The following is a 19,487-nucleotide window of genomic DNA, read 5'->3' on the forward strand; positions in this document are numbered from 1 at the left end:
GGCCGTCACGAGACCCAGGTCCCGTTGGTCGAGGAGGCGCGCTAGCGCCGTCACGAGACCCCTCAGCCGGCGACGGCCGCTCTCACGGCCTCGGTGAGCGACGTGGTCGGTCGACCGATCAACCGCGAGAGGTCACCACCGTCGACGTGCAGTGCGCCCCGGCCGATGCCTTGGTCGGAGTCGACGAGGAGTGCGGCGTACGGCGCCGGCACGCCCGCCGACTCGAGCGTGGCCGTGTGCTCCTCGATCGTGAGGTCGCGATAGCCGATCTCGCGGCCCGTGGCCTCCGCCAGCGTGGCGGCAAGCTCGGCGAGCGTGAACGGCACGTCGCCGCCCAGCTCGTAGACCTTCCCCGGCTGGTCGTCCGCCAGCAGTACGGCGGCTGCGGCCTCCGCGTAGTCGCGCCGGGCGGCAGCGCTCACCTTGCCGCCGCCCGCACTGCCGACGACGGAACCGGTCGCGAGCACCGGGTCGAGGTTCTCGGTGTAGTTCTCGACGTACCACCCGTTGCGCAGCAGCACGGTCGGCACGCCCCTCTCTCTGAGCAGGCGTTCCGTCTCGAGGTGCTCGGCGGCCAGGGCGAGCCCGCCCGTGTCGGCGTTCGCGATGCTCGTGTAGGCGACGAGGTCGACGCCGGCCCGGCTCGCAGCGTCGACGACGTTGGCGTGCTGCTCGACCCGGGACCCCACGGCGCTCGAGGACACGAGCAGGAGGCGGTCGACCCCGGCGAACGCGGCGTCGAGCGACGCCGGGTCGGTGTAGTCGGCGCGGCGGGTCTGGACGCCGCGGGCGGCCAGGTCGGCGATCGCGTCGAGGTCGCGCGCGGTCGCGACGATGTCGCCGGCGGGCTTGCCGCGCTCGAGGAGTGCATCGACGACGAGGCGGCCGAGGTGTCCGCTGGCGCCGGTAACGAGGACGACGGTCATGGTGCTTCCTTCCGTTGGCGGTGCTGTCACACCTGCCAACGGGCAGCATCCTCGCTAACTTCCCAGGGGTTAGTACCCACTTTGGAGTAAGGTACATACATGAAGGGAAGTAAGCAGATCCACCGCATCTTCGCCGACCAGGCATTCACCGCCGGCTGCCCCACGCGCACGGTGCTCGACCACGTGATGAGCAAGTGGGCACCGTTGGTGATCGCGTCGCTCGCCGACACCGATGTGCTGCGGTGGAGTGAGCTGCGCCAACGCGCCGACGGCATCAGCGAGAAGATGCTGGCCCAGACGCTGCGTCAGCTCGAGGCCGACGGCCTCGTGCGCCGCGAGGCCAGGCAGGTCGTCCCGCCGCACGTGGAGTACTCCCTGACCTCGCTCGGCCAGGAGCTCGCCGGTCACCTGCTCCCGCTGATGTCCTGGATCAACGCGAACGCCGACGAGATCCTCGGGTCGTAGGAGTGAGAGTGACCTCTAGATCACTCTCACTCCTACGACTCGCTCACCCCGCTCAGTCGGCCAGTTCGGCCCGCTCCTCGTCGGTGAACGCGGCCATCGCGGGCGCGGGCGCGCCGGCAGGCGCGGCGGCCTTCGCGGCGCGGTAGGCGCCGAGCTTGCCGCCCGCCATCGCCATCGCCTCGCGGCTCTTGCCCCGCCCGTAGGTCACCGATGCGGCCGCGGCGACGCCGAGCGACGAGCCGACCTCGACGGCGTCCTGGTCGGCGCCCATGTAGAGGAACTGCCAGGACCACTCCTTCGTCTGCTGCTCGACGAGCGCCTTGATGCGCGGGCCGTCCCACTCCTTGCTGGCGTTCTCGAGACCGTCGGTCATGATCGCGACGATCACCGTGCCGGGGCGCTCGTCCTCCGGCAGCCGCGCCAGCTCGTCGCCGGCCGAGCCGATCAGCCGACCCATCGCGTCGTGGAGCGCGGTCATGTTGCGCGGCCGCAGGTCGAGCGGCGGTACGTCGGCCAGCGGGCGGGAGGAGTAGACGACGTCGTACTCGTCGTCGAACTGCGCCAGCGTCACCCGGCACTCGCCGGCGACCTTGCGCTGCTCGTCGACGAACGCGGCGAAGCCGCCCTCGATGTCGGACTTGATCGACTGCATCGACCCGCTCCGGTCGAGGAGGAAGTACAGGTGGGTGAGGTCCGCTCGCGTCATCGTCACTCCGTTCCGGGGGCGGGCCTCCCGGTCCGTCCCCTGCTCAACCCCTCGTCACGATGACGAGGGCCGACGCGGTCGGAACCGCATCGGTGCGGGGGCCGCGGCCGGTTGCCGCGGCTGTCCCTGCTCCAGGTCGTACTTCGCCCGCTCGACGCCGGCTGCCGTGACCCGGCCGCGCTCGTCGGCGTACGCCGCCAGCGCGGGGGTGCGGGCGAGGCGCGGCCCGACGGCGTTCTCCGTCAGCCCGGCCTGCGCGCCGGCTGCCCGCAGCGACGCGCCCTCGGTGAGCACGGCGGCCGCCATCGCCTCGTCGATGAGATCGGCGAGCCGGTCGGCCGCCTCCCGAAGGTAGGGGAGGGCCCCGACGGAATCCTTCTCCGCCGCCTCGTCGAGCGCCCGTCGTACGGCGGCGAGCTTGGCACTGTCCTGGTCCATGCGATCGAGAATACGCAGAAACTGCGGACACGCAACTAGTGCGGCCCTCCGGTGGTTGAGGTGCGACGAGCGCAGCGAGGAGCCTCGAAACCTCCGGAGGAACATCCCGGCCGCGAAACCCGTTCGCACTAGTGACAACACAGACCTACGCTTGATCGGTATATGACGAACCACGCAGAAGACTTCTCCCTTGAGGCCGAGCTGGCCCGAACCGCGGCCTGGGATCTCGAGGACGGTGACGACCTCGACCAGATCGACGACGTCGACACCGATCTCGACGATGCGGACTCCGACGACTGGGAGTCCGGCTACCTGAGCCCCGACGGCGACGACCCCGAGGAGACCACCGGGTCGCTCGACCTCGCCGAGCGCCACCAGCTCCGCCGCGTCGCCGGGCTGCGCACCGAGCTCGAGGACATCACCGAGGTCGAGTACCGCCAGCTCCGGCTCGAGCGCGTTGTCCTCGTGGGCGTATGGACCGAGGGCACGGTCACCGACGCCGAGAACTCCATGGCCGAGCTCGCGCTGCTCGCCGAGACCGCCGGCTCCGAGGTGCTCGAGGCGGTCTACCAGCGCCGGCAGTCGCCCGACCCGGCGACGTACGTCGGCCGCGGCAAGGTCGACGCGATCCGCGAGATCGTGCAGGCCACCGGCGCCGACACCGTCATCTGCGACGGCGAGCTTGCGCCGAGCCAGCTGAGGAACCTCGAGGACAAGGTCAAGGTCAAGGTCGTCGACCGCACGGCGCTGATCCTCGACATCTTCGCCCAGCACGCGAAGTCCAAGGAGGGCAAGGCGCAGGTCGAGCTCGCGCAGCTCAACTACATGAAGCAGCGCCTGCGCGGCTGGGGTGGCAACCTCTCCCGCCAGGTCGGTGGCCGGGTCGCCGGCGGCGCCGGTATCGGTGGCCGCGGTCCCGGTGAGACCAAGATCGAGACCGACCGTCGCCGCATCAACGACCGCATCGCCAAGCTCCGCCGCGAGCTGAAGGCGACCCGCGGCACCCGCGCCACGATGCGCCAGGAGCGCCGCCGCAACGAGGTGCCGTCGGTGGCGATCGCCGGCTACACCAACGCCGGCAAGTCCAGCCTGCTCAACCGGCTCACCGGCGCGGGCGTGCTCGTCGAGGACGCGCTGTTCGCGACGCTCGACCCGACCACCCGCCGCACCCAGACCAAGGACGGCCGCGTCTACACGATGTCCGACACGGTCGGCTTCGTGCGCCACCTGCCGCACCAGCTGGTCGAGGCGTTCCGGTCGACGCTGGAGGAGGTCGGCGACGCCGACCTGATCGTCCACGTCGTCGACGGCTCGCACCCCGACCCCGAGGGCCAGCTGTCCGCGGTGCGCGAGGTGCTCGCCGAGATCGGCGCGGGCCAGGTCCCCGAGCTCGTCGTGATCAACAAGACCGACGTCGCCGACCCGATGGTCGTCGCCCGGCTCAAGCAGCGCGAGCCCCACTCGGTCGCGGTGTCCGCCCGCACCGGCGAGGGCATCGCCGACGCGATCGCCGCCATCGAGGCCGACCTCCCGCGGCCGTCGTTCGAGTTCGACGCGCTGGTGCCCTACGCCCGCGGCGACCTCGTCGACCGGATCCACCGCGACGGTGAGATCGACAAGCTCGAGCACACCGCCGACGGCACCCGGATCGTCGGCCGCGCCACCGAGGCGCTCGCGGGCGAGCTGGCGTCGTACTCCGTGTAGCCGGCTCGAAACCTCCGGCGCAACCTCGGGTCCGGTCGTGCGTCCACCAGACGTGACCACCTCTCTCCTCCGGTACGGCGCCGCGCTGGCCCTCGCCTGCGCGACTGCCGTCGCGACGCCCCCTGCCGTCCACGCCCAGCAGCTCGAGTGCGACGGCCAGGCCGTGACCATCGACCTCAACGACCCCGGCCACGAGGACCCCGATCGCCCGGAGTCCGACGTCATCCTCGGCACGCCGGGGGAGGACGACATCCGCGCCGGTGGTGGTGAGGACGTCATCTGCGCCGGCGACGACCGCGACGACGTCGCGGGTGAGGCCGGCCACGACCGGATCTTCGGGATGGCCGGCGCCGACGACCTCGTCGGTGGACGCGGTGACGACCTCCTGGACGGCTCGATCGCCAGTGACGAGCTCCGGCCCGGGCCGGGCGACGACGTCGTCGACGGCGGAGACCGGGCGGACCTGGTGGCGTTCGACACCGCTACGGCGCGCGTGACCGTCGACCTCGCGATCGCTCGACCGCAGGACACGGGGCAGGGAATGGACACGATCGAGGACGTCAAGGTGGTGCTCGGCTCGCCGTTCGACGACGTGCTGCGTGGCAACACGGCCGAGAACCAGCTCCACGGTGGCCGCGGTGCGGACCTGCTCGACGGCCGGGGTGGCGACGACGGCTTGACCGGCAACGAGGGTGACGACGCGATCTGGGGCGGCACCGGTGACGACGGGTTGCTGGGGCTGATGGGCAACGACCGGCTGTACGGCGGCGACGGCACCGATGACTGCCGTGGCGGGCAGGGCCGCGACCGGCGTACCGCCTGCGAATAGGCGTTTCCGTCACATTCGAAGATCGGGCTTGACTTCAAGTTTGGTTTAACTTGAACGCTAGGGGCATGACCACTACGAAGCCTCTCACGATCGCGGTGATCCTCGGCTCCACCAGGCCCGGCCGGCTCGGCCCGGCGGTCGCCGACTGGATCACCCCGCACCTGGAACAGCACGGCGACCTCGTGGTCGACCTGATCGACCCGGCAGCGTCCGCGGATCCCGCCGAGCACGGCTCCCGGCTCGATCGCGCCGACGGGTACGTCGTCGTCACGCCCGAGTACAACCACAGCTTTCCCGCGCCGCTCAAGGAGCTGATCGACGCGCACGGCGCCGTCTGGCACGCGAAGCCGGTGACGTTCGTGTCGTACGGCGCCTTCTCCGGCGGCCTCCGCGCCATCGAGCACCTGCGTGGGGTGTTCGCGGAGCTGCACGCCGCGACGCTCCGCGACACGGTCAGCCTGCCGATGATCTGGGAGCACCTCGACGGCGAAGGCCGGCTCGCTCCTCCCGCCTCCGCCGAGGCCGCGGCCAAGATCCTCGTCGACCGCCTCGCCTGGTGGGCCGCAGCGCTCGCCGAGGCCCGGACGCGCTCGCCGTACGCCGCCTGATGGCCGGCCTGACCACGCCGGCGCCGACCGCCGGCGCCGAAGCCCCGCGCCGCGCCGCGACCGTCGTCGCGCTGACCGTCATCGCCGGCACGGTGATGATCCCCCTCGACGTCACCGTCGTCGCCGTTGCACTCGCCCGGCTCTCGCAGGAAACGGGTGCCCCGCTGCCGGTGATCCAATGGGTCACCACCGGATACACGCTCGCGCTCGCGGCGGTGATCCCGTCGGCTGCCTGGGCGATCGGGAGGTACGGCGCTCGCGCCGTCTTCCTCACAGCCGTGGGCCTCTTCACCTTCGCCTCCGTCCTGGTGGCCTTCTCCTGGGACGCGGGCAGCATGATCGCGTTCCGCGTGCTCCAGGGCATGGGCGGCGGGTTCGTCATGCCGGCGGCGATGACGCTGGCGCTCCGGACGGCTGCCCCCGACGACCGTGGCAGGGTGATGTCGCTGCTGGGTCTGCCGATCCTCGTGGGACCGGTCTTCGGCCCGCCGCTCGGCGGCTGGCTGATGGATGCACTGTCCTGGCGGTGGATCTTCCTGGTCAACCTGCCGATTGGGCTGCTCGCGCTCGCCCTGGCCGCACGGAACCTCCCGCGGACCGCGGTCGACACCACGGCCGGCCTCGACCGGCGCGGCCTCCTCCTGCTCCCGCCCGCGATGGTCCTGCTGGTGCTCGGCACGTCGTTGGCCGAGGGCGACCCGCTCCGTCCGCCGGTGCTCGCGGCGCTGCTCGCCGGCCTGCTCCTCCTCGCGCTGTTCGCCGCCCACGCCCTGCGGGTGCCGCACCCCCTGCTGCGGGTGCGGCTCCTCGGCCAGCGGCTGACCGGCGGGGGAGCGCTCGTCCTGCTGCTGTTCGCCGGCGGCTACTTCTCGACGCTGCTCCTGGTGCCGCTCTACTACCAAGTGGCCCGCGGCGAGAGCGCCACGGCCGCGGGCCTCCTGATGATGCCGCAGGCCGTCGTCGCCGGGATCACGATCCAGGTGTCCGGACGCCTCGTCGACCGGCTCCCACCGCTGCGGGTCATCGGCACCGGGATCGCCCTCGCCGTGGCCGGGTACGTCGCGTTCGCCGTGCAGCTGTCCGCCGGCGCGTCGTACTGGCAGCTGGTGCCGGCGCTGATGCTCGGCGCCGGCGGAGCGGGCGCCAGCATGCTGCCCACGATCACGACGGCGACCCGGCACCTGGCCGACCCCGACATCCCGTCGGGCAGCACCATGATCAACGTCCTCAACCAGCTGGCCACGTCGGTCACGACCGCCGCCGTCGCCGTCGTCCTCGCCGGCGCGCTCGCCAGCCGCCTGCCGGGTCTGGCGACGGAGGGCGAGCTCGGCGCCCTCCAGACGCTGCCGGCGGCGGAGCGCCTGGCGGCGGCCCCGGCCGTCGCGGACGCCATCCAGGTGGCCTTCCTCCTGCCGATCGGGATGATGGTGACGTCGTTCGTGGTGGCGGTGGTGTTCCTGCGCCGTCGGTGACTCGGGCCTCGGCTGCGACTTCGGCAACAGTTCGGCCGTTCCTCGGACAGGGGTCACCCTCGCCCTGCACCATCAGCGCGTGAGAGTCCGGGGCAAACTGGTCGCGATGGCGGTGCTGGCCGCCGTGGTGGCGTCGGTGCTCCTGTTGGTGTCCGGCCGCGCCGGCGCGGGCGGCGACGGGTGCCGGGAGCGCGCTGCTGCGGCCGACGAGCGGAGGGAACTGGTGACGGGATCGGGCCCGGAGACCCTGGTCATCGGCGACTCCTACTCGGTGGGACTGGGCGTGAAGCCCGCCGAGAGCTGGCCGACCCGGCTGCCCGGCCGGGTGCGCGTCGACGGGTTCTCCGGCTCCGGGTTCTCGTACGCCGCGAGCGGCTGCCCGGGCGCCGACTTCGCGACCCGCGCCCAGACCGCCGTCCGCGACGACACCGGGCTCGTGGTCGTCCAGGGCGGGCTCAACGACTTCGACCAGCCGGTCGCCGAGCTCGAGAGCGGCTTCGACCGGCTCATGAAGGAGGTCGGCGACCGCAGCGTGCTGGTCGTCGGCCCGCCGAACGCACCCGAGCGCGCGGACGCCGTACCGAACGTGGACGCGGTGCTCGCCCGCCTCGCCGAGGAGCACGGCACGGCCTACCTCCCGATGCGCGACCTCGAGCTGCCCTACCTGCCCGACCGGCTGCACCTCACGGCCGAGGGACACCGGATGTTCGGCGACGTCGTCGCCGGCGCGGTGGCCGGCCTGACGGACTGACCGGTCTGGTCGAACCGGTGACACCGCGGGTCGCGGGGGCGAGGATGGGGAGATGCTCTCCCAGCGCTCCCTCCCCGTCCTCGTGAGCAGCCTGGCTCTCGGTCTCGCCTCCCTCACCCTGTCCGCGCCGCCGGCCTACGCCGGTGTGCCGCTGTGCGACGGCGAGGAGGTCACCATCGACCTCAACCAGCCGACGCACCCGAACCCGAACCGGCCCGACGCCGACGTCATCCTCGGCACCCCCGGTGCCGACGAGGTCGAGGCCGGCAGCGGCAACGACCTGATCTGCGGTGAGGGCGGCGACGACGTGCTCCTGCCGGGCCCCGGCAACGACGAGGTCCGGGCCGGCGAGGGCAACGACACCATTGACGGCGGCAACGCCCACGACGAGATCTATGGCGACACCGGCGAGGACGACCTGACGGGCGGGGTCGGCAACGACCGGCTGGACGGTGGCGCGGACGTCGACATCGTGCGGTACGGCGGCGCGAACGTGGGGATCACCCTCGACCTCGCGCTGGCCACCCCGCAGGCCAACGGCGGCAACGTCGGCACCGACACGCTCGCCGGCGTCGAGGACGTGCAGGCCACCCGCTTCAACGACGTGATCCACGGCAGCGACGACGCCAACGACGTCGAGGCCGGAGATGGCGCCGACGAGGTCCACGGCCTCGGCGGCGACGACCGGGTCGACGGCGGCTTCGCCAACGACATGATCAACGGCGGCCCCGGCAACGACCGCGTCGACGGCCGCCGCAACAACGACGCGGTGTTCGGCGGCTCGGGCAACGACTACGTCTGGGGCGCCCGGGGCCGCAACCATGTCGAGGGAGGGCCCGGTGACGACACCGTCGGCGCGGGGAGCAGCGACGACGTCCTCTACGGCGGCCTCGGCGATGACACCATCCACGCCGGACTCGGCGATGACGCGCTGTTCTACCTCGACGCCGAGGGCGGCGTCGTCGTCGACCTGCGGCTCACGGGTCCGCAGGACACCATCGGCGCAGGCACTGACACGATCTCGGGCGCGGAGCAGCTCTACGGGTCGATCTACCGCGACGTGCTGCTGGGATCGGGCCTAGACGACGTGCTCATCGGGATGGCCGGCAACGACAGCCTCGCCGGCCGCGCCGGCGACGACCTGCTCATCGGTGAGCGCGGCCGCGACACCTGCCGCGGGGGCAAGGGCAAGGACGTCCTCCAGGCCTGCGAGCGCTGACCACCGCGGCCCTGTGGAGGGGTCACGCGACTGTCGTGGCCCGCGGCTAGGGTTCTCGGGTGCCCGAGCCCGACGCCCCTGAGTCCAGCCCGGTCCGGGAGCTGCTCGCGACCGCGGTCGGAGCGCTCGGCGGTCAGGAGCGGGCCGGTCAGGTGCAGATGGCCGAGGCCGTCGCGTCGGCGTTCGCCGGCCACCAGCATCTGCTCGTCCAGGCCGGCACCGGCACCGGCAAGTCGCTCGGCTACCTCGTGCCCGCGCTGCTCCACGACCGCCGGGTCGTCGTCGCCACGGCCACGCTCGCCCTCCAGCACCAGCTGGTCGAGCGCGACATCCCGCGGCTGGTCAACGCCGTCGGCTCCACGCCGGGCGTCGACGCGTCGTACGCCGTCCTCAAGGGCCGCTCCAACTACGCCTGCCTGCACCGGATCCGCGAGGGAGCGCCCGACGACCAGGGCGAGCTGATCCAGGCCGAGCAGGCGATGGGCTCGATGGGCAAGAAGGTGCTCGAGCTGCGCGAGTGGGCCGAGGGCCAGCTCGACGTCGACGGTGCGGGGGAGAAGGACGCCGCCCCTCGCCATACCGAGAAGGAGTGGCGCCAGGTCAGCGTCTCCGCGCGCGAGTGCCTGGGCGCGGCGAAGTGTCCCTACGGCGACGAGTGCTTCGCCGAGCGGGCGCGCGAGAAGGCCCAGAAGTCCCACCTCATCGTCACCAACCACTCGCTGCTCGCGATCGACGCGATCGAGGGGATCCCGATGATCCCGGAGTACGACGCGGTGGTCATCGACGAGGCGCACGAGCTCACCGCCCGGGTCACCCAGGCCGCGACCGACGAGCTCTGGGCCTCGGAGGTCGACCGCGCCGCCCGGCGCGCCGCGCGCCACGTCGACGGCAAGGAGGCCGACGACCTGGCCGACGCCGGCGACGCGCTGCGCGCGGCCATCGGCGAAACCTCGTCGGGTCGGCTGCTCAGCGTCCCCGAGGAGCTCGCTGACGCGCTGGTGCTGGTGCGCGACGCCGCCCGTGCCTGCGTCTCGGCGTTCCCGAAGGGCGACGGCGGCGACTCCGGATCGCCCGACGCCGGCCTGACCCAGGCCAAGGGCATGGTGCAGGAGGTCTTCGCCACCGCCGAGCGGATGGCGGCCAACGCCGACACGGACGTCATGTGGCTCACCGAGGGCACCGAGCGCCTCCCACCCCACCTGTGCATCGCTCCGCTCCAGGTGTGGGGCCAGATGCGCGACAAGCTGCTCGCCGACAAGACCGTGGTGATGACCTCGGCCACTCTCATGCTCGGCGGCGACTTCAACGTGATCGCCACCTCCGTCGGCCTCAAGCCGAGTGAACGCCGAACCGGCACACTTCGGGGCGCGAACGGGCACAGTTCGGGGTCCGAGTCGGCAGAGAACGGCGCCGACGCCGAGCCCTGGATCGGCCTCGACGTGGGCAGCCCGTTCGACTACGGCAAGCAGGCGATCCTGTACGTCGCCCGCCACCTGCCGCAGCCCGGCCGCGACGGCCTGGGCAAGGCCCAGCTCGACGAGATCGTGGAGCTGGTCGACGCCGCGGAGGGCCGCACCCTCGGGTTGTTCAGCAGCCGGCGGGCCGCCGAGGCCGCCGCGGAGGAGGTGCGCGCTCGGCTGCCGCACCTGACGACGCTCGCTCAGGGCGACGCGCAGCTGCCCGAGCTCGCGCGGCAGTTCGTCGCCGACCCGCACACCTGCCTGTTCGGCACCCTCGGCCTGTGGCAGGGCCTCGACGTCCCGGGCGACACCTGCCAGCTGGTGCTCATCGACCGGATCCCGTTCCCGCGTCCCGACGACCCGCTGATGAGCGCCCGGCAGCGCGCGGCCGACCAGGCGGGCGGCAACGGCTTCATGCAGGTCGCCGCCACCCATGCCGCGCTGCTCCTGGCGCAGGGGGCCGGCCGCCTGATCCGTACGCACACCGACCGCGGCGTGGTCGCCGTACTCGATCCGCGGCTGGTCACCGCGCGCTACGGATCGTTCCTCAAGGCGAGCCTGCCGCCGATGTGGTCCACCACCGACCCGCAGGTGGTCCGCCAGGCGCTCAAGCGGCTAGCGGGCAAGGTCGGGTAGCCCGGGCCGGTCGGGCCCGGGCGTGCCGAGACCTACGGCGTGACCGCCGCGCTCACCTTCTGCATAACGCCGTCGTCGCGCGAATCGCCCATGCAGCTGTAGTCCGGCATGGGGTAGTTCGAACCGTTCCAACAGTCGAACCGACTGCTTCCGTTGACGATCGTGACCTCGACCCATTTGGTCGCCGCGACGTCGAACGGGATCGGCGCGGCCGCTCCGTCTGCGGTGACGAGGGTCTGCGTCTGCGCACCACTCACCGGCTTGGTGACGATGACCGCGTGGCCACCGGACGGGGTATCGGCGAGGTCGAACGTCAGGTTGAGCATCGACAGAGGGCCAGTCTCGTCTGTCGGCACGTAGCGGACGGTGCGCGCGGTGAGGTGGTCGTAGGAGCGCCCGAAGCCCTGCGTCGCGTCCGGCGCGAGCGAGAACTGGTCGACCAGCGGCGTCCGCGGGTAGCCGTCCTTGTTCTCCGGGTCGGCCGCGACCTCTTGGTACTCCTGCGGGTAGGTCCGCGACGGCTGGCGGTTGCCCGCGGCGAACTTCGCGTACTCGGCCTCCAGGGTGGTGCCGTTGGCCTGGAGCGTCTGCACGACGGAGGCGAGGGAGTACTTCGCCCGGTCCTTGCCGGTCGCGCCGTTCCACATGTCCAGCACCAGGTCGTCCATGCCCGCGACCTTGGTGCCGTAGCGGTCGGTGAGGTAGCGGATGAAGATCCAGGTGCCGTAATGGAACAGCCCGTCGTATGCGAACGTGTCGAGCGACGTGAGCGGGTTGGAGATCGGGCCGTGTGGCAGATAGAAGGCGTTGTCGTTGATGTGGTCGTAGACCTCGTCCTCCGCCCAGGTCGCGGTGGCCTCCATGAACCAGGCGTCCTCGCCGTAATCGTGAGCGAACTGGACGTTGTGGAAGTACTCGTGCGCCGCGGTCACCTTCATATTTTCGAGCGGCGTATGGGCCGGAAACTGCTCACTGCTGTAGTCGTTGTCGAGAACGCAGAAGCCCCACGTACCGCCGTGCTTCGGCGGACGAGGATCGTCGGTCGTGCAGTACCCATACAGGTTGTTCGCGCCGATGTCGCCCAGGTACACGTCGGGCTTTGAATTGCCGCCGCGTCGTCCATCGCGGAACGGCCTGCGATAACCGGCGGCGATGTACTTCTTGTGGACCGCCGTCATGGTCCGTAGAACGTTGCGGACGTACTTGAGACTCCTGACTCCGTGCCGCTCGCTCTGCCGCTTCGTCTGCCAGTGCACGCAGATGACGGACGAGCACTTGCGTTGCGACTTGCTCGGCCGCAGCGGCCGCGCGAGTAGCTGATTCGCCTGCGCCCGCTGCACGCCTGTCAATTGACCTCGGAGGAGCGCGAGGTCGCGGAGCTCAAGGGTGAGTGAGCGAGCGCCGTTCTTGCCTTCCCCGGCGAGCAGGTCCTGGACCCGCTCGAGCGCCTCGATCGCGCGCTGCGCGCGGTGGGGGTTGGCGTCGGGGTCCGGCTCCGCCGCAAGGGTGGTCGCAGCAGGCGTGGGCGTCGCGCTTCCGGGGCTGGCGAGCGCGGGGACGATCAGCCCCAGCGTGCACAGGAGCAGGAGAGCGCGGAGCAGCGGGTGGCTGCGACGTGGCATCAGGCGGCCTTCCGGGTCGTGGACCGAGGACCCGGCCGACCCTACGCCCTGCTGCTCACACGCGCCGAAGTACGGCGGTGACCTTCCCGAGGATCGTCGCGTGGGTGCCGTCGATCGGCTCGAACGCCGGGTTGTGGGGGAGCAGCCAGACCTGGCCGTCCTTGCGCTGGAACGTCTTGACCGTCGCCTCGCCGTCGATCATCGCGGCGACGATCTCGCCGTTCTCGGCGGTGTTCTGCTGGCGGATCACGACGTAGTCGCCGTGGCAGATGGCCGCGTCGATCATCGACTCGCCGCTGACCTCGAGGAGGAACAGCTGGCCGTCGCCGACGAGCTGTTTGGGCAGGGGGAAGACGTCCTCGATGCGCTCCTCGGCGAGGATCGGGCCACCGGCCGCGATCCGGCCGACGACTGGGACGTTGGTGGCGGCGGGGGCCACGTCGCCGATGCCGGTCTCGTCGACGGACGACTCCTCGCCGGCGGAGATCGAGCGGCGCGCGGCCATGATCTCGGGCAGGAACACCTCGAGGGCGCGGGGCCGGTTGGGGTCGCGCTTGAGGTAGCCCTTCTCCTCGAGCACGCGGAGCTGGTGGGCGACGCTCGAGGTGCTGGTGAGGCCGACGGCGGAGCCGATCTCACGCATGCTGGGCGGGTATCCCCGCTCCTCGATGCTGTCCTTGATCGTGGCGAGAACCCGCTGCTGGCGCGGGGTCAGGCCGGTCGCGTCGGGGGGACCGTCGGGAAGCTCGCTGACTTTCTTCGCCATGGCCTGACGGTAACGCGGATCACGCACGACTTCAAACACGTGTTCGAACCGGGCGTGTCGGGTCCAGGGTGGTCGAGTAGCCGGCTCGCCCTGGCGAGCCGGCGTGTCGAGACCCCGACACGCCGTCGAACAAATCTTCGAACAGGTCCTTGATTCGTTCGAACACGTGATCTACCGTCGTACATGCGTTCGATCGAACGTCTGATCGACAGGCTCTCCGGATTGTGTCGGACCCGGTCGGTGGACTCAGACCAACGCACGACAGATCCGAGGTCCTGACCGTCAGGGCCGCTTCCCCCGGAGGTCACCCGATGAGCACCACGACTATCGCCCCGACGCTTCAGCTCCGCCCCGCCAGCCGGGTCCGCCCCGCCTCGCAGGTGCGACTGACCCGCCGCGGCCGGCTGACGATCTTCCTGCTCGGGCTCGCGCTCGCCTTCGGCGCCGGCCTGTGGCTGGCCGCCGGGTCGACCGCGACCCAGGAGCAGGGCGTCGCCGAGGTCGAGGTCGTCACGGTCGACCCGGGTGACACCCTCTGGGACATCGCGGCCGACGCCGCCGTCGACGGCAACGTCGGCGCGATGGTCGACGAGATCCGCGACCTCAACTCGCTCGACTCGAGCATGGTCTACGCCGGCCAGGAGCTGCGCGTCCCGCTGCCTGCCGCTGGTTGAGGTGCGAGGCGCCCCAGCGCCGAGCCTCGAAACCAAGGCACTTGCTTCGTCTGCCACCTCGACCCCGGCGGACGACGGGCCCTCGCCCGGGGCCCAGGGGAAGACGAGGGGCGGGACCGCGCACGGTCCCGCCCCTCGCAACTTTCCCAGGGTGGTCGAGTAGCCCGTCAGCCGGTGAGGATCGGCCGCGCCTCGACGGCCCGGAGCGACTCGGGCGAGCCCTCGATCGTCACCGAGCCCGGCACGGTCTGCCAGGCGCCTCCGTTGACCCGATAGTCGGCGACGTAGGTGGTGTCGAGCCGCGGCCGGTAGGCGCCGGCCTGCAGGTAGTTGTGGGTGATCTGGAGCTTCGGGTACGGCGCGCCCGGGTCGCTGGTGCGGAGCTTCTCGCCGTCATCGAAGTGCCAGGTGTAGGAGTGCACGTCGATCCGCAGGTCGACGCGCTGGCCGAGGAGCGTGACGCTGCGGAACAGCCGCTCCTTCTCCGTGTAGAAGTTCGTCTCGAAGTTGACCAGCGTGCGGCCGTCGGGTGGCTCGATGATCAGGGGGGAGGCCGGCAGCGGGATGCGCCGGAACGCTTGGGCGATCATGCCCGGCGTTGGGCCCTGGAAGACAACGTCGCCGGGGCAATAGAGGTAGTCCCAGAGGGTTTCGCCGTCGGGCGCTTCGATCCACTCGCGGTAGGCGTAGGACCCGTCCGGGCAAACAAACTCTGGTGCGCAGGCCCCGCCGTTGCACATTGGGCCGTGGTGGTACTCGCCCTCAGGTAGCGCGCCGCCATCGTCACCTGCGTTGTCGGCGTCGCCGGGGTCGCCCGGCATTTCCGATTCGCCCTCGAGTCCGAAAAAGCCGTCGCCTGGATCGACGTCGACATCCGCTGCGGCTGGCGCCGATGAGAACAGGATCGTCAGCGCCGCGCTCGCCACGATCAATCGTGCGTCCACGTCGCCACCTGCCACCGCTCCCGTACGAACTCGACGAACATCACGTGCGACTTCGTCCCCGCTGGGTAAACCTGGTTGAGTTCGCCTGCGCCACGGACGGCCTGCCTGCCGACCGAAAGGTCCGCCGTGATCGCCCACGCTCCGCCGGGTTCGGAAACGATCTTCGAACTCTCGATGCGATACCCGCGACCGGTGATGCGTCCCCCGTTCGCGTAGACGTTCTCGATCGCGCTTGTTGCCGCGTCACAGCTCGCACACGCGGGCCCGAACACTCCGCGCAAAGCGGCCGTGTCACCGGTCGCCGTTGCGTAGTTGACCAGTTCCCACCAGTACTGAACGAACGCCTCCGCCCCCGCCTTCGTGTTCGCCTCCGCCTCCGGTGGCAACGTCGGCTCCACCGGCCCGGTCGGCTCCGTCGTCGGAGCGGCCGAGGTGGGCTCGCTCGACGCCGGCGCCGAGCTCGAAGGCTCGGCCGGCTCCGCGGGCTCGGCCTCGCAGGCAGTCAGGGCGAGGGCGCCGGAGAGCAGGGCGGCGGTGACCCATCGCGTCATGGGACCTCCCGAGATGAGGATGCTCGGAAACTACTCCCACCGCGCGGCCCCCGCCAAGGCTCAGAAAGTGACCTGTGGAGAGCCGATCAGCGAGCGGCGCGCTTGCCGCCCTTCGCCGTACCGACGATCTTCTTCGGCTTGGGGTCCGGCGCGTGGGTCCAGCCGATGGTCCGCGAGAACCGCACGATCAGCATCAGCCCCAGGAAGAGGCAGGCGACGGCGCCGAAGGCGGAGATGCCGAGATACCACCAGGCCTCGGTCTCGCCGTCTTGGCGGGCGGCGGACCCGAAGTCGATCGCGGACCACACCAGGTAGCCCCACGCGACGACGCACGCGGTGATGCCGAGCGCAAGCAGGAGCAGTACGGGCTTGAACCCCGTCTTCTGCTTCGCTCCCGCGCGCTTCCCACTCACCGCGCCATTCTGTCTGATGCGGGTGCAAGAAATGTGCGGGACCCGACGATTGGCGCGTCGGGTCCCGCAGCGGCTGGGTGGTGGCTACGGCACGGTGACCAGGTAGTTCACGACGATGCCCTGACCGGCGGAGTCGGTGACGGCGAGGTTCACCAGGAAGCCGTCGCCTTGGTAGTCGCCGACGATCGCCGTCCCGTTGTCCATCTTGTCGGTCACGACCTCGAACCCGGCGTCCACCAGGTCGGCAGCGGCGGAGTCGTACGGCGCCTCCTTGTCGCCGCCCGGCTCATCGACCTTCACCGTGGCGTTCCAGGTGTCCGGGTTCTTGGTGTAGGTGCCAGCGAGGATCTCGCCGTCGATCACCGGGACGGACTTGGGGAAGCCCTTGGGGAGCTTGCCGGTGACGACGCCGCCGTCGGTGGTGTCGATCTCGATCTGGCCGTTGTCGAGGTCCGCGTCGATGCCCTCCTCGCGGAGGGCGTCCTCGGCAGCGTTCTCGGCGATCTCGCCACAGGCCGTGAACGCGAGCGGAAGGGCCAGTACGGCGCCGGCCACGGCCAGGCGCAGGGGTCGCTTGATGGTCATCGGGGGCTCCTCGGAAAAGGGGGATTCTGCTGATCAAGGAGTGCGCCCCGAGCGCGCTGATACAGCGAGCCAGACGATCCCCTGCCCGAGGGCGCGGAAACCCGCCGAATGGCAAAGATTGAGACCCCGCTGCGACCCCCTACGCCGCGGCGGGCTCCCGGCGCGGCACCAGCGCCAGAGCCAGGCCGAGTGCCGCCCAGCAGGCGAGCACCACCAGCGGGAGCCCGACGCCCGCGCCGTCGAAGTACGCCGTGCCGCGAAGCGCCGATCCGGTGGCGCCCGGCGGCAGCAGCTGGCCGAGCCAGCCGAGCGGGAGCAGCTCGGGGGCCGAGGTGACGCCGGACAGGGGATTGCCGACGAGCAGGATCAGGGCGGCGACGACGCCGATGGCCGCGGGGCCGATCAAGTGGCGGAGGCCGATGATCGGGAGCGCGACGGCGAGGATGCCGAGGGTGACGACGCCCGCGTTGGCCCAGTAGCTCCCCTCGATCGCGCCCAGCCAGCCCTGGAGCACGCCGGTCAGCGCGAGCCCGCCGGCCACGCCCACGCCGAGCACGGCGACCAGTCGCTCGCGGGTGCTGCGCAGCGCCATCGACGTCACCGCGCCCACCATGATCCCGCCGATGGCGAGGGGGAGCGCGCCGGCGTTGAAGACGCTCCCGCGCGGGTCGTCGTCGGACGTGGGCACGACGTCGGTGACGACGGGCGCAGGTGCGGCGGAGCCGTCGGGTGCCTCCCCGGAGACGCTCTGGGTGAGCAGCTGCGCCACGGTCGGGCTGGCCGCAGACGAGGTCAGGAGCTCCATCCCGTCGGGCCCGGCCACGATCGCGCCGTACGCCTCCCGGTCCTCGATCGCCTCGACGGCCGCCTCGCGGTCGCCGACCACCGACACGTCGAACGCGTCCTCCCCGGCCTGCGCGGCGAGCATGCCCTCGACCTGACCGGCCTGCTCGGCGGGGGCGGCGATCACGAGCGGCAGCGACCGCGGCTCGAGCTCGCTCGGCGGCCAGGTGAAGGCGGCGAGAAGGAGCGTGAGCAGGGTCGTGAGGCCGAGCGCGGCGCCGACGACGGGGCGCCAGCCGTGCGCGGTGCCGGACTCGGGGGAGGTGGGGTGGACGTCGGTGGTGGCCACGGCGAGCTCCTTAAAAACGAATGACCGTTCGCGATAACTCGATGGTGCTCCCGCCGCCGCTAACTTGTCAAGAACGGTCATTCGTTTTTCTGTTAGGCTCGCCGCCATGCCGAAGGTGACCGAGGAGCACCGCGCCGCGCGCCGCGACCAGATCCTGCGGGCGGCCCTGCGCTGCGTCGCGGCCGAGGGGTTCCACAAGACGACGATGGGCTCGGTGATCCGCGAGTCCGGGCTCTCCGCCGGCGCGGTCTACCTCTACTTCCGCAGCAAGCAGGACCTGATCCGCGCCATCGCCGAGACCGCGGTGTCCGGCATCGCCGACACGGTCGACGAGCTCGCGGCAGCGGACGACGTCGTGCCGCCCGTCGAGGCGGTCACGACCGTCCTGCGCCGCCTGCTCGAGATGAGTGATGAGCTCGGCGTCGAGATCCCGCGCCTCTCGGTCCAAGCCTGGGCGGAGGCCGGGCGCGACCCCGAGATCCAGCAGCTGCTGTCCGGCGAGGCGGGGCGGATCCGCCAGGCCTGGATCTCGTACGCCGGCCGCGCGATCGAGGCCGGGTACGTCGACGCGGGCGCCGGCGAGGTCGAGTCGGTCGCCGAGACGCTGATGGCCATGGTCCCCGGCTTCATGCTGTTCCGGATCGTGCTCGGCAGCGACGTCTCGCCCGAGCGCTACACCTCCGGCCTCGCGGCCCTCCTGCGCTGACCCTCGGGCATCCCGCCTCCCGCGCGACACGCCCGCGGCGCCGTACGACACGCCGTGTCACATGAGTCCCATCTGCCACTTGACCTGCGCAAACGCGCCGCCGTACGACCCGGATGAAAACTCGTCGACCCCACCACTTGCACCCCTGGTGGCAGGGGCGTACGGTTACCACTACATCTAGTAGTTACAACGGTGTAGTTCTCCACATCTAGTCCACAGCAGGACCCCGGAGAGTGCACAGAAGACTGCTGGATATCCACAGTAGTCGGCCCGCCAGAGGGTCTACTCAGTCATGCGCGAGGGAGGGTCGTCGGGATGCACTGCCCCTACTGCAAGCACAACGACACCAAGGTCCTCGACTCGCGCGTCGCCGACGACGGCTGCTCGATCCGCCGTCGCCGGATGTGCGTCGACTGCGAGAAGCGGTTCACCACCGTCGAGCTCATGCAGCTGACCGTCCTCAAGCGCTCGGGTGCGACCGAGCCGTTCAACCGTGACAAGGCCGTGTCCGGCGTCCGGAAGGCCTGCAAGGGCCGCCCGGTCGACGAGGACGCGCTGGCCCGGCTGGGCCAGGTCGTCGAAGACCAGCTCCGGCTCGCCGGCAGCCCGGAGATCGCCGCCCACGAGGTGGGCCTGGCGATCCTGGCGCCGCTGCGCGCGCTCGACGAGGTGGCCTACCTCCGTTTCGCGAGCGTCTACCGCGGCTTCGAGTCCGCCGACGACTTCGAGTCCGAGATCGCCCTCCTCCGGGCTGAGCGCGATCTCCAGCCATCAGCCTCCTCGGGCTGACACAGACTGCCCGGCAGGTCGTGGGGAAGCGGCCTGCCGGGCACCCAAACGTCGCTCCCGTGTGCAGGGAGCCGGTCCCGACGCGATGTCG

21 protein-coding genes are annotated in these 19,487 nt (G+C 71.2%); 11 read left to right on the plus strand and 10 right to left on the minus strand.

The genetic code is table 11. From position 1 onward, the window contains the following. Positions 1–62: 62 nt before the first annotated feature. A complete protein-coding gene (locus HNR19_RS03135) occupies positions 63–926 on the minus strand; it encodes an NmrA family NAD(P)-binding protein (RefSeq protein WP_179666547.1) in 864 nt (287 codons plus the stop codon). Between the two features lie 99 nt (positions 927–1,025). Here HNR19_RS03135 and HNR19_RS03140 point away from each other — a divergent pair, with 99 nt between their 5' ends. Beyond that, entirely contained in the window at positions 1,026–1,391 is a 366-nt protein-coding gene (locus HNR19_RS03140; RefSeq protein WP_179666549.1) for a winged helix-turn-helix transcriptional regulator, read from the plus strand. A gap of 52 nt (positions 1,392–1,443) precedes the next feature. Here HNR19_RS03140 and HNR19_RS03145 read toward each other — a convergent pair whose 3' ends face one another. Both HNR19_RS03145 and HNR19_RS03150 read right to left on the minus strand, forming a co-directional pair. Further along, a complete protein-coding gene (locus tag HNR19_RS03145; RefSeq protein WP_179666551.1) occupies positions 1,444–2,097 on the minus strand; it encodes a vWA domain-containing protein in 654 nt (217 codons plus the stop codon). A 54-nt stretch (positions 2,098–2,151) separates the two neighbouring features. Next, on the minus strand, positions 2,152–2,535 hold the full coding sequence (locus HNR19_RS03150; protein WP_218910132.1) for a hypothetical protein: 384 nt from the start codon (positions 2,533–2,535) through the stop codon (positions 2,152–2,154). A 162-nt stretch (positions 2,536–2,697) separates the two neighbouring features. Here HNR19_RS03150 and hflX point away from each other — a divergent pair, with 162 nt between their 5' ends. From hflX to HNR19_RS03185, 7 genes are all read left to right on the plus strand, one after another. Further along, entirely contained in the window at positions 2,698–4,239 is a 1,542-nt protein-coding gene (gene hflX, locus HNR19_RS03155) for a GTPase HflX (protein WP_179666553.1), read from the plus strand. Between the two features lie 52 nt (positions 4,240–4,291). Beyond that, positions 4,292–5,068 (plus strand): hypothetical protein, encoded by a 777-nt coding sequence (locus HNR19_RS03160; RefSeq protein WP_179666555.1) that lies wholly within the window; start codon positions 4,292–4,294, stop codon positions 5,066–5,068. A gap of 65 nt (positions 5,069–5,133) precedes the next feature. Next, on the plus strand, positions 5,134–5,676 hold the full coding sequence (locus HNR19_RS03165; RefSeq protein WP_179666557.1) for an NADPH-dependent FMN reductase: 543 nt from the start codon (positions 5,134–5,136) through the stop codon (positions 5,674–5,676). Beyond that, positions 5,625–7,148 (plus strand): DHA2 family efflux MFS transporter permease subunit, encoded by a 1,524-nt coding sequence (locus HNR19_RS03170; protein WP_179666559.1) that lies wholly within the window; start codon positions 5,625–5,627, stop codon positions 7,146–7,148. Before HNR19_RS03165 ends, HNR19_RS03170 begins: the two co-directional genes overlap by 52 nt. A 79-nt stretch (positions 7,149–7,227) precedes the next feature. Continuing rightward, positions 7,228–7,899 (plus strand): GDSL-type esterase/lipase family protein, encoded by a 672-nt coding sequence (locus HNR19_RS03175; protein WP_179666560.1) that lies wholly within the window; start codon positions 7,228–7,230, stop codon positions 7,897–7,899. Positions 7,900–7,951: 52 nt separating this feature from the next. Then, the gene (locus HNR19_RS03180) at positions 7,952–9,118 is read left to right on the plus strand and encodes a calcium-binding protein (RefSeq protein WP_179666562.1); all 1,167 of its coding nucleotides are present in this window, start codon (positions 7,952–7,954) and stop codon (positions 9,116–9,118) included. 59 nt (positions 9,119–9,177) lie between these two features. Next, complete coding sequence (locus HNR19_RS03185) at positions 9,178–11,214, plus strand: ATP-dependent DNA helicase (protein ID WP_179666564.1); 2,037 nt, start codon at positions 9,178–9,180, stop codon at positions 11,212–11,214. A 32-nt stretch (positions 11,215–11,246) separates the two neighbouring features. Here HNR19_RS03185 and HNR19_RS03190 read toward each other — a convergent pair whose 3' ends face one another. Continuing rightward, positions 11,247–12,836 (minus strand): MXAN_6640 family putative metalloprotease, encoded by a 1,590-nt coding sequence (locus HNR19_RS03190; RefSeq protein ID WP_179666566.1) that lies wholly within the window; start codon positions 12,834–12,836, stop codon positions 11,247–11,249. A 55-nt stretch (positions 12,837–12,891) separates the two neighbouring features. Further along, positions 12,892–13,602 (minus strand): transcriptional repressor LexA, encoded by a 711-nt coding sequence (lexA, locus tag HNR19_RS03195; protein WP_179666568.1) that lies wholly within the window; start codon positions 13,600–13,602, stop codon positions 12,892–12,894. A gap of 311 nt (positions 13,603–13,913) precedes the next feature. On the opposite strand from lexA, the gene HNR19_RS03200 reads away from it, so the two are divergent. Beyond that, positions 13,914–14,276 (plus strand): LysM peptidoglycan-binding domain-containing protein, encoded by a 363-nt coding sequence (locus HNR19_RS03200; RefSeq protein WP_179666570.1) that lies wholly within the window; start codon positions 13,914–13,916, stop codon positions 14,274–14,276. A gap of 167 nt (positions 14,277–14,443) precedes the next feature. Here HNR19_RS03200 and HNR19_RS03205 read toward each other — a convergent pair whose 3' ends face one another. The 5 genes from HNR19_RS03205 to HNR19_RS03225 form a co-directional block, all read right to left on the minus strand. Then, positions 14,444–15,220 carry a PKD domain-containing protein gene (locus HNR19_RS03205; RefSeq protein WP_179666572.1) on the minus strand — a complete coding sequence of 259 codons (777 nt, stop codon included), beginning with the start codon at positions 15,218–15,220 and terminating at the stop codon, positions 14,444–14,446. Beyond that, on the minus strand, positions 15,205–15,771 hold the full coding sequence (locus HNR19_RS03210) for a DUF6318 family protein (RefSeq protein WP_179666573.1): 567 nt from the start codon (positions 15,769–15,771) through the stop codon (positions 15,205–15,207). Before HNR19_RS03210 ends, HNR19_RS03205 begins: the two co-directional genes overlap by 16 nt. A gap of 86 nt (positions 15,772–15,857) precedes the next feature. After that, the gene (locus HNR19_RS03215) at positions 15,858–16,184 is read right to left on the minus strand and encodes a hypothetical protein (RefSeq protein WP_179666574.1); all 327 of its coding nucleotides are present in this window, start codon (positions 16,182–16,184) and stop codon (positions 15,858–15,860) included. An 84-nt stretch (positions 16,185–16,268) separates the two neighbouring features. After that, on the minus strand, positions 16,269–16,769 hold the full coding sequence (locus HNR19_RS03220) for a hypothetical protein (protein ID WP_179666575.1): 501 nt from the start codon (positions 16,767–16,769) through the stop codon (positions 16,269–16,271). Positions 16,770–16,908: 139 nt separating this feature from the next. Continuing rightward, a complete protein-coding gene (locus tag HNR19_RS03225; protein ID WP_218910133.1) occupies positions 16,909–17,901 on the minus strand; it encodes a hypothetical protein in 993 nt (330 codons plus the stop codon). A gap of 106 nt (positions 17,902–18,007) precedes the next feature. On the opposite strand from HNR19_RS03225, the gene HNR19_RS03230 reads away from it, so the two are divergent. Together HNR19_RS03230 and nrdR are read left to right on the plus strand one after the other, a co-directional pair. After that, entirely contained in the window at positions 18,008–18,607 is a 600-nt protein-coding gene (locus tag HNR19_RS03230; protein ID WP_179666576.1) for a TetR/AcrR family transcriptional regulator, read from the plus strand. A gap of 315 nt (positions 18,608–18,922) precedes the next feature. Further along, the gene (gene nrdR, locus HNR19_RS03235; protein ID WP_179666577.1) at positions 18,923–19,396 is read left to right on the plus strand and encodes a transcriptional regulator NrdR; all 474 of its coding nucleotides are present in this window, start codon (positions 18,923–18,925) and stop codon (positions 19,394–19,396) included. Positions 19,397–19,487 lie beyond the last annotated feature (91 nt).

Source organism: Nocardioides thalensis, from assembly GCF_013410655.1.
Taxonomy (GTDB): Bacteria; Actinomycetota; Actinomycetes; order Propionibacteriales; family Nocardioidaceae; genus Nocardioides; species Nocardioides thalensis.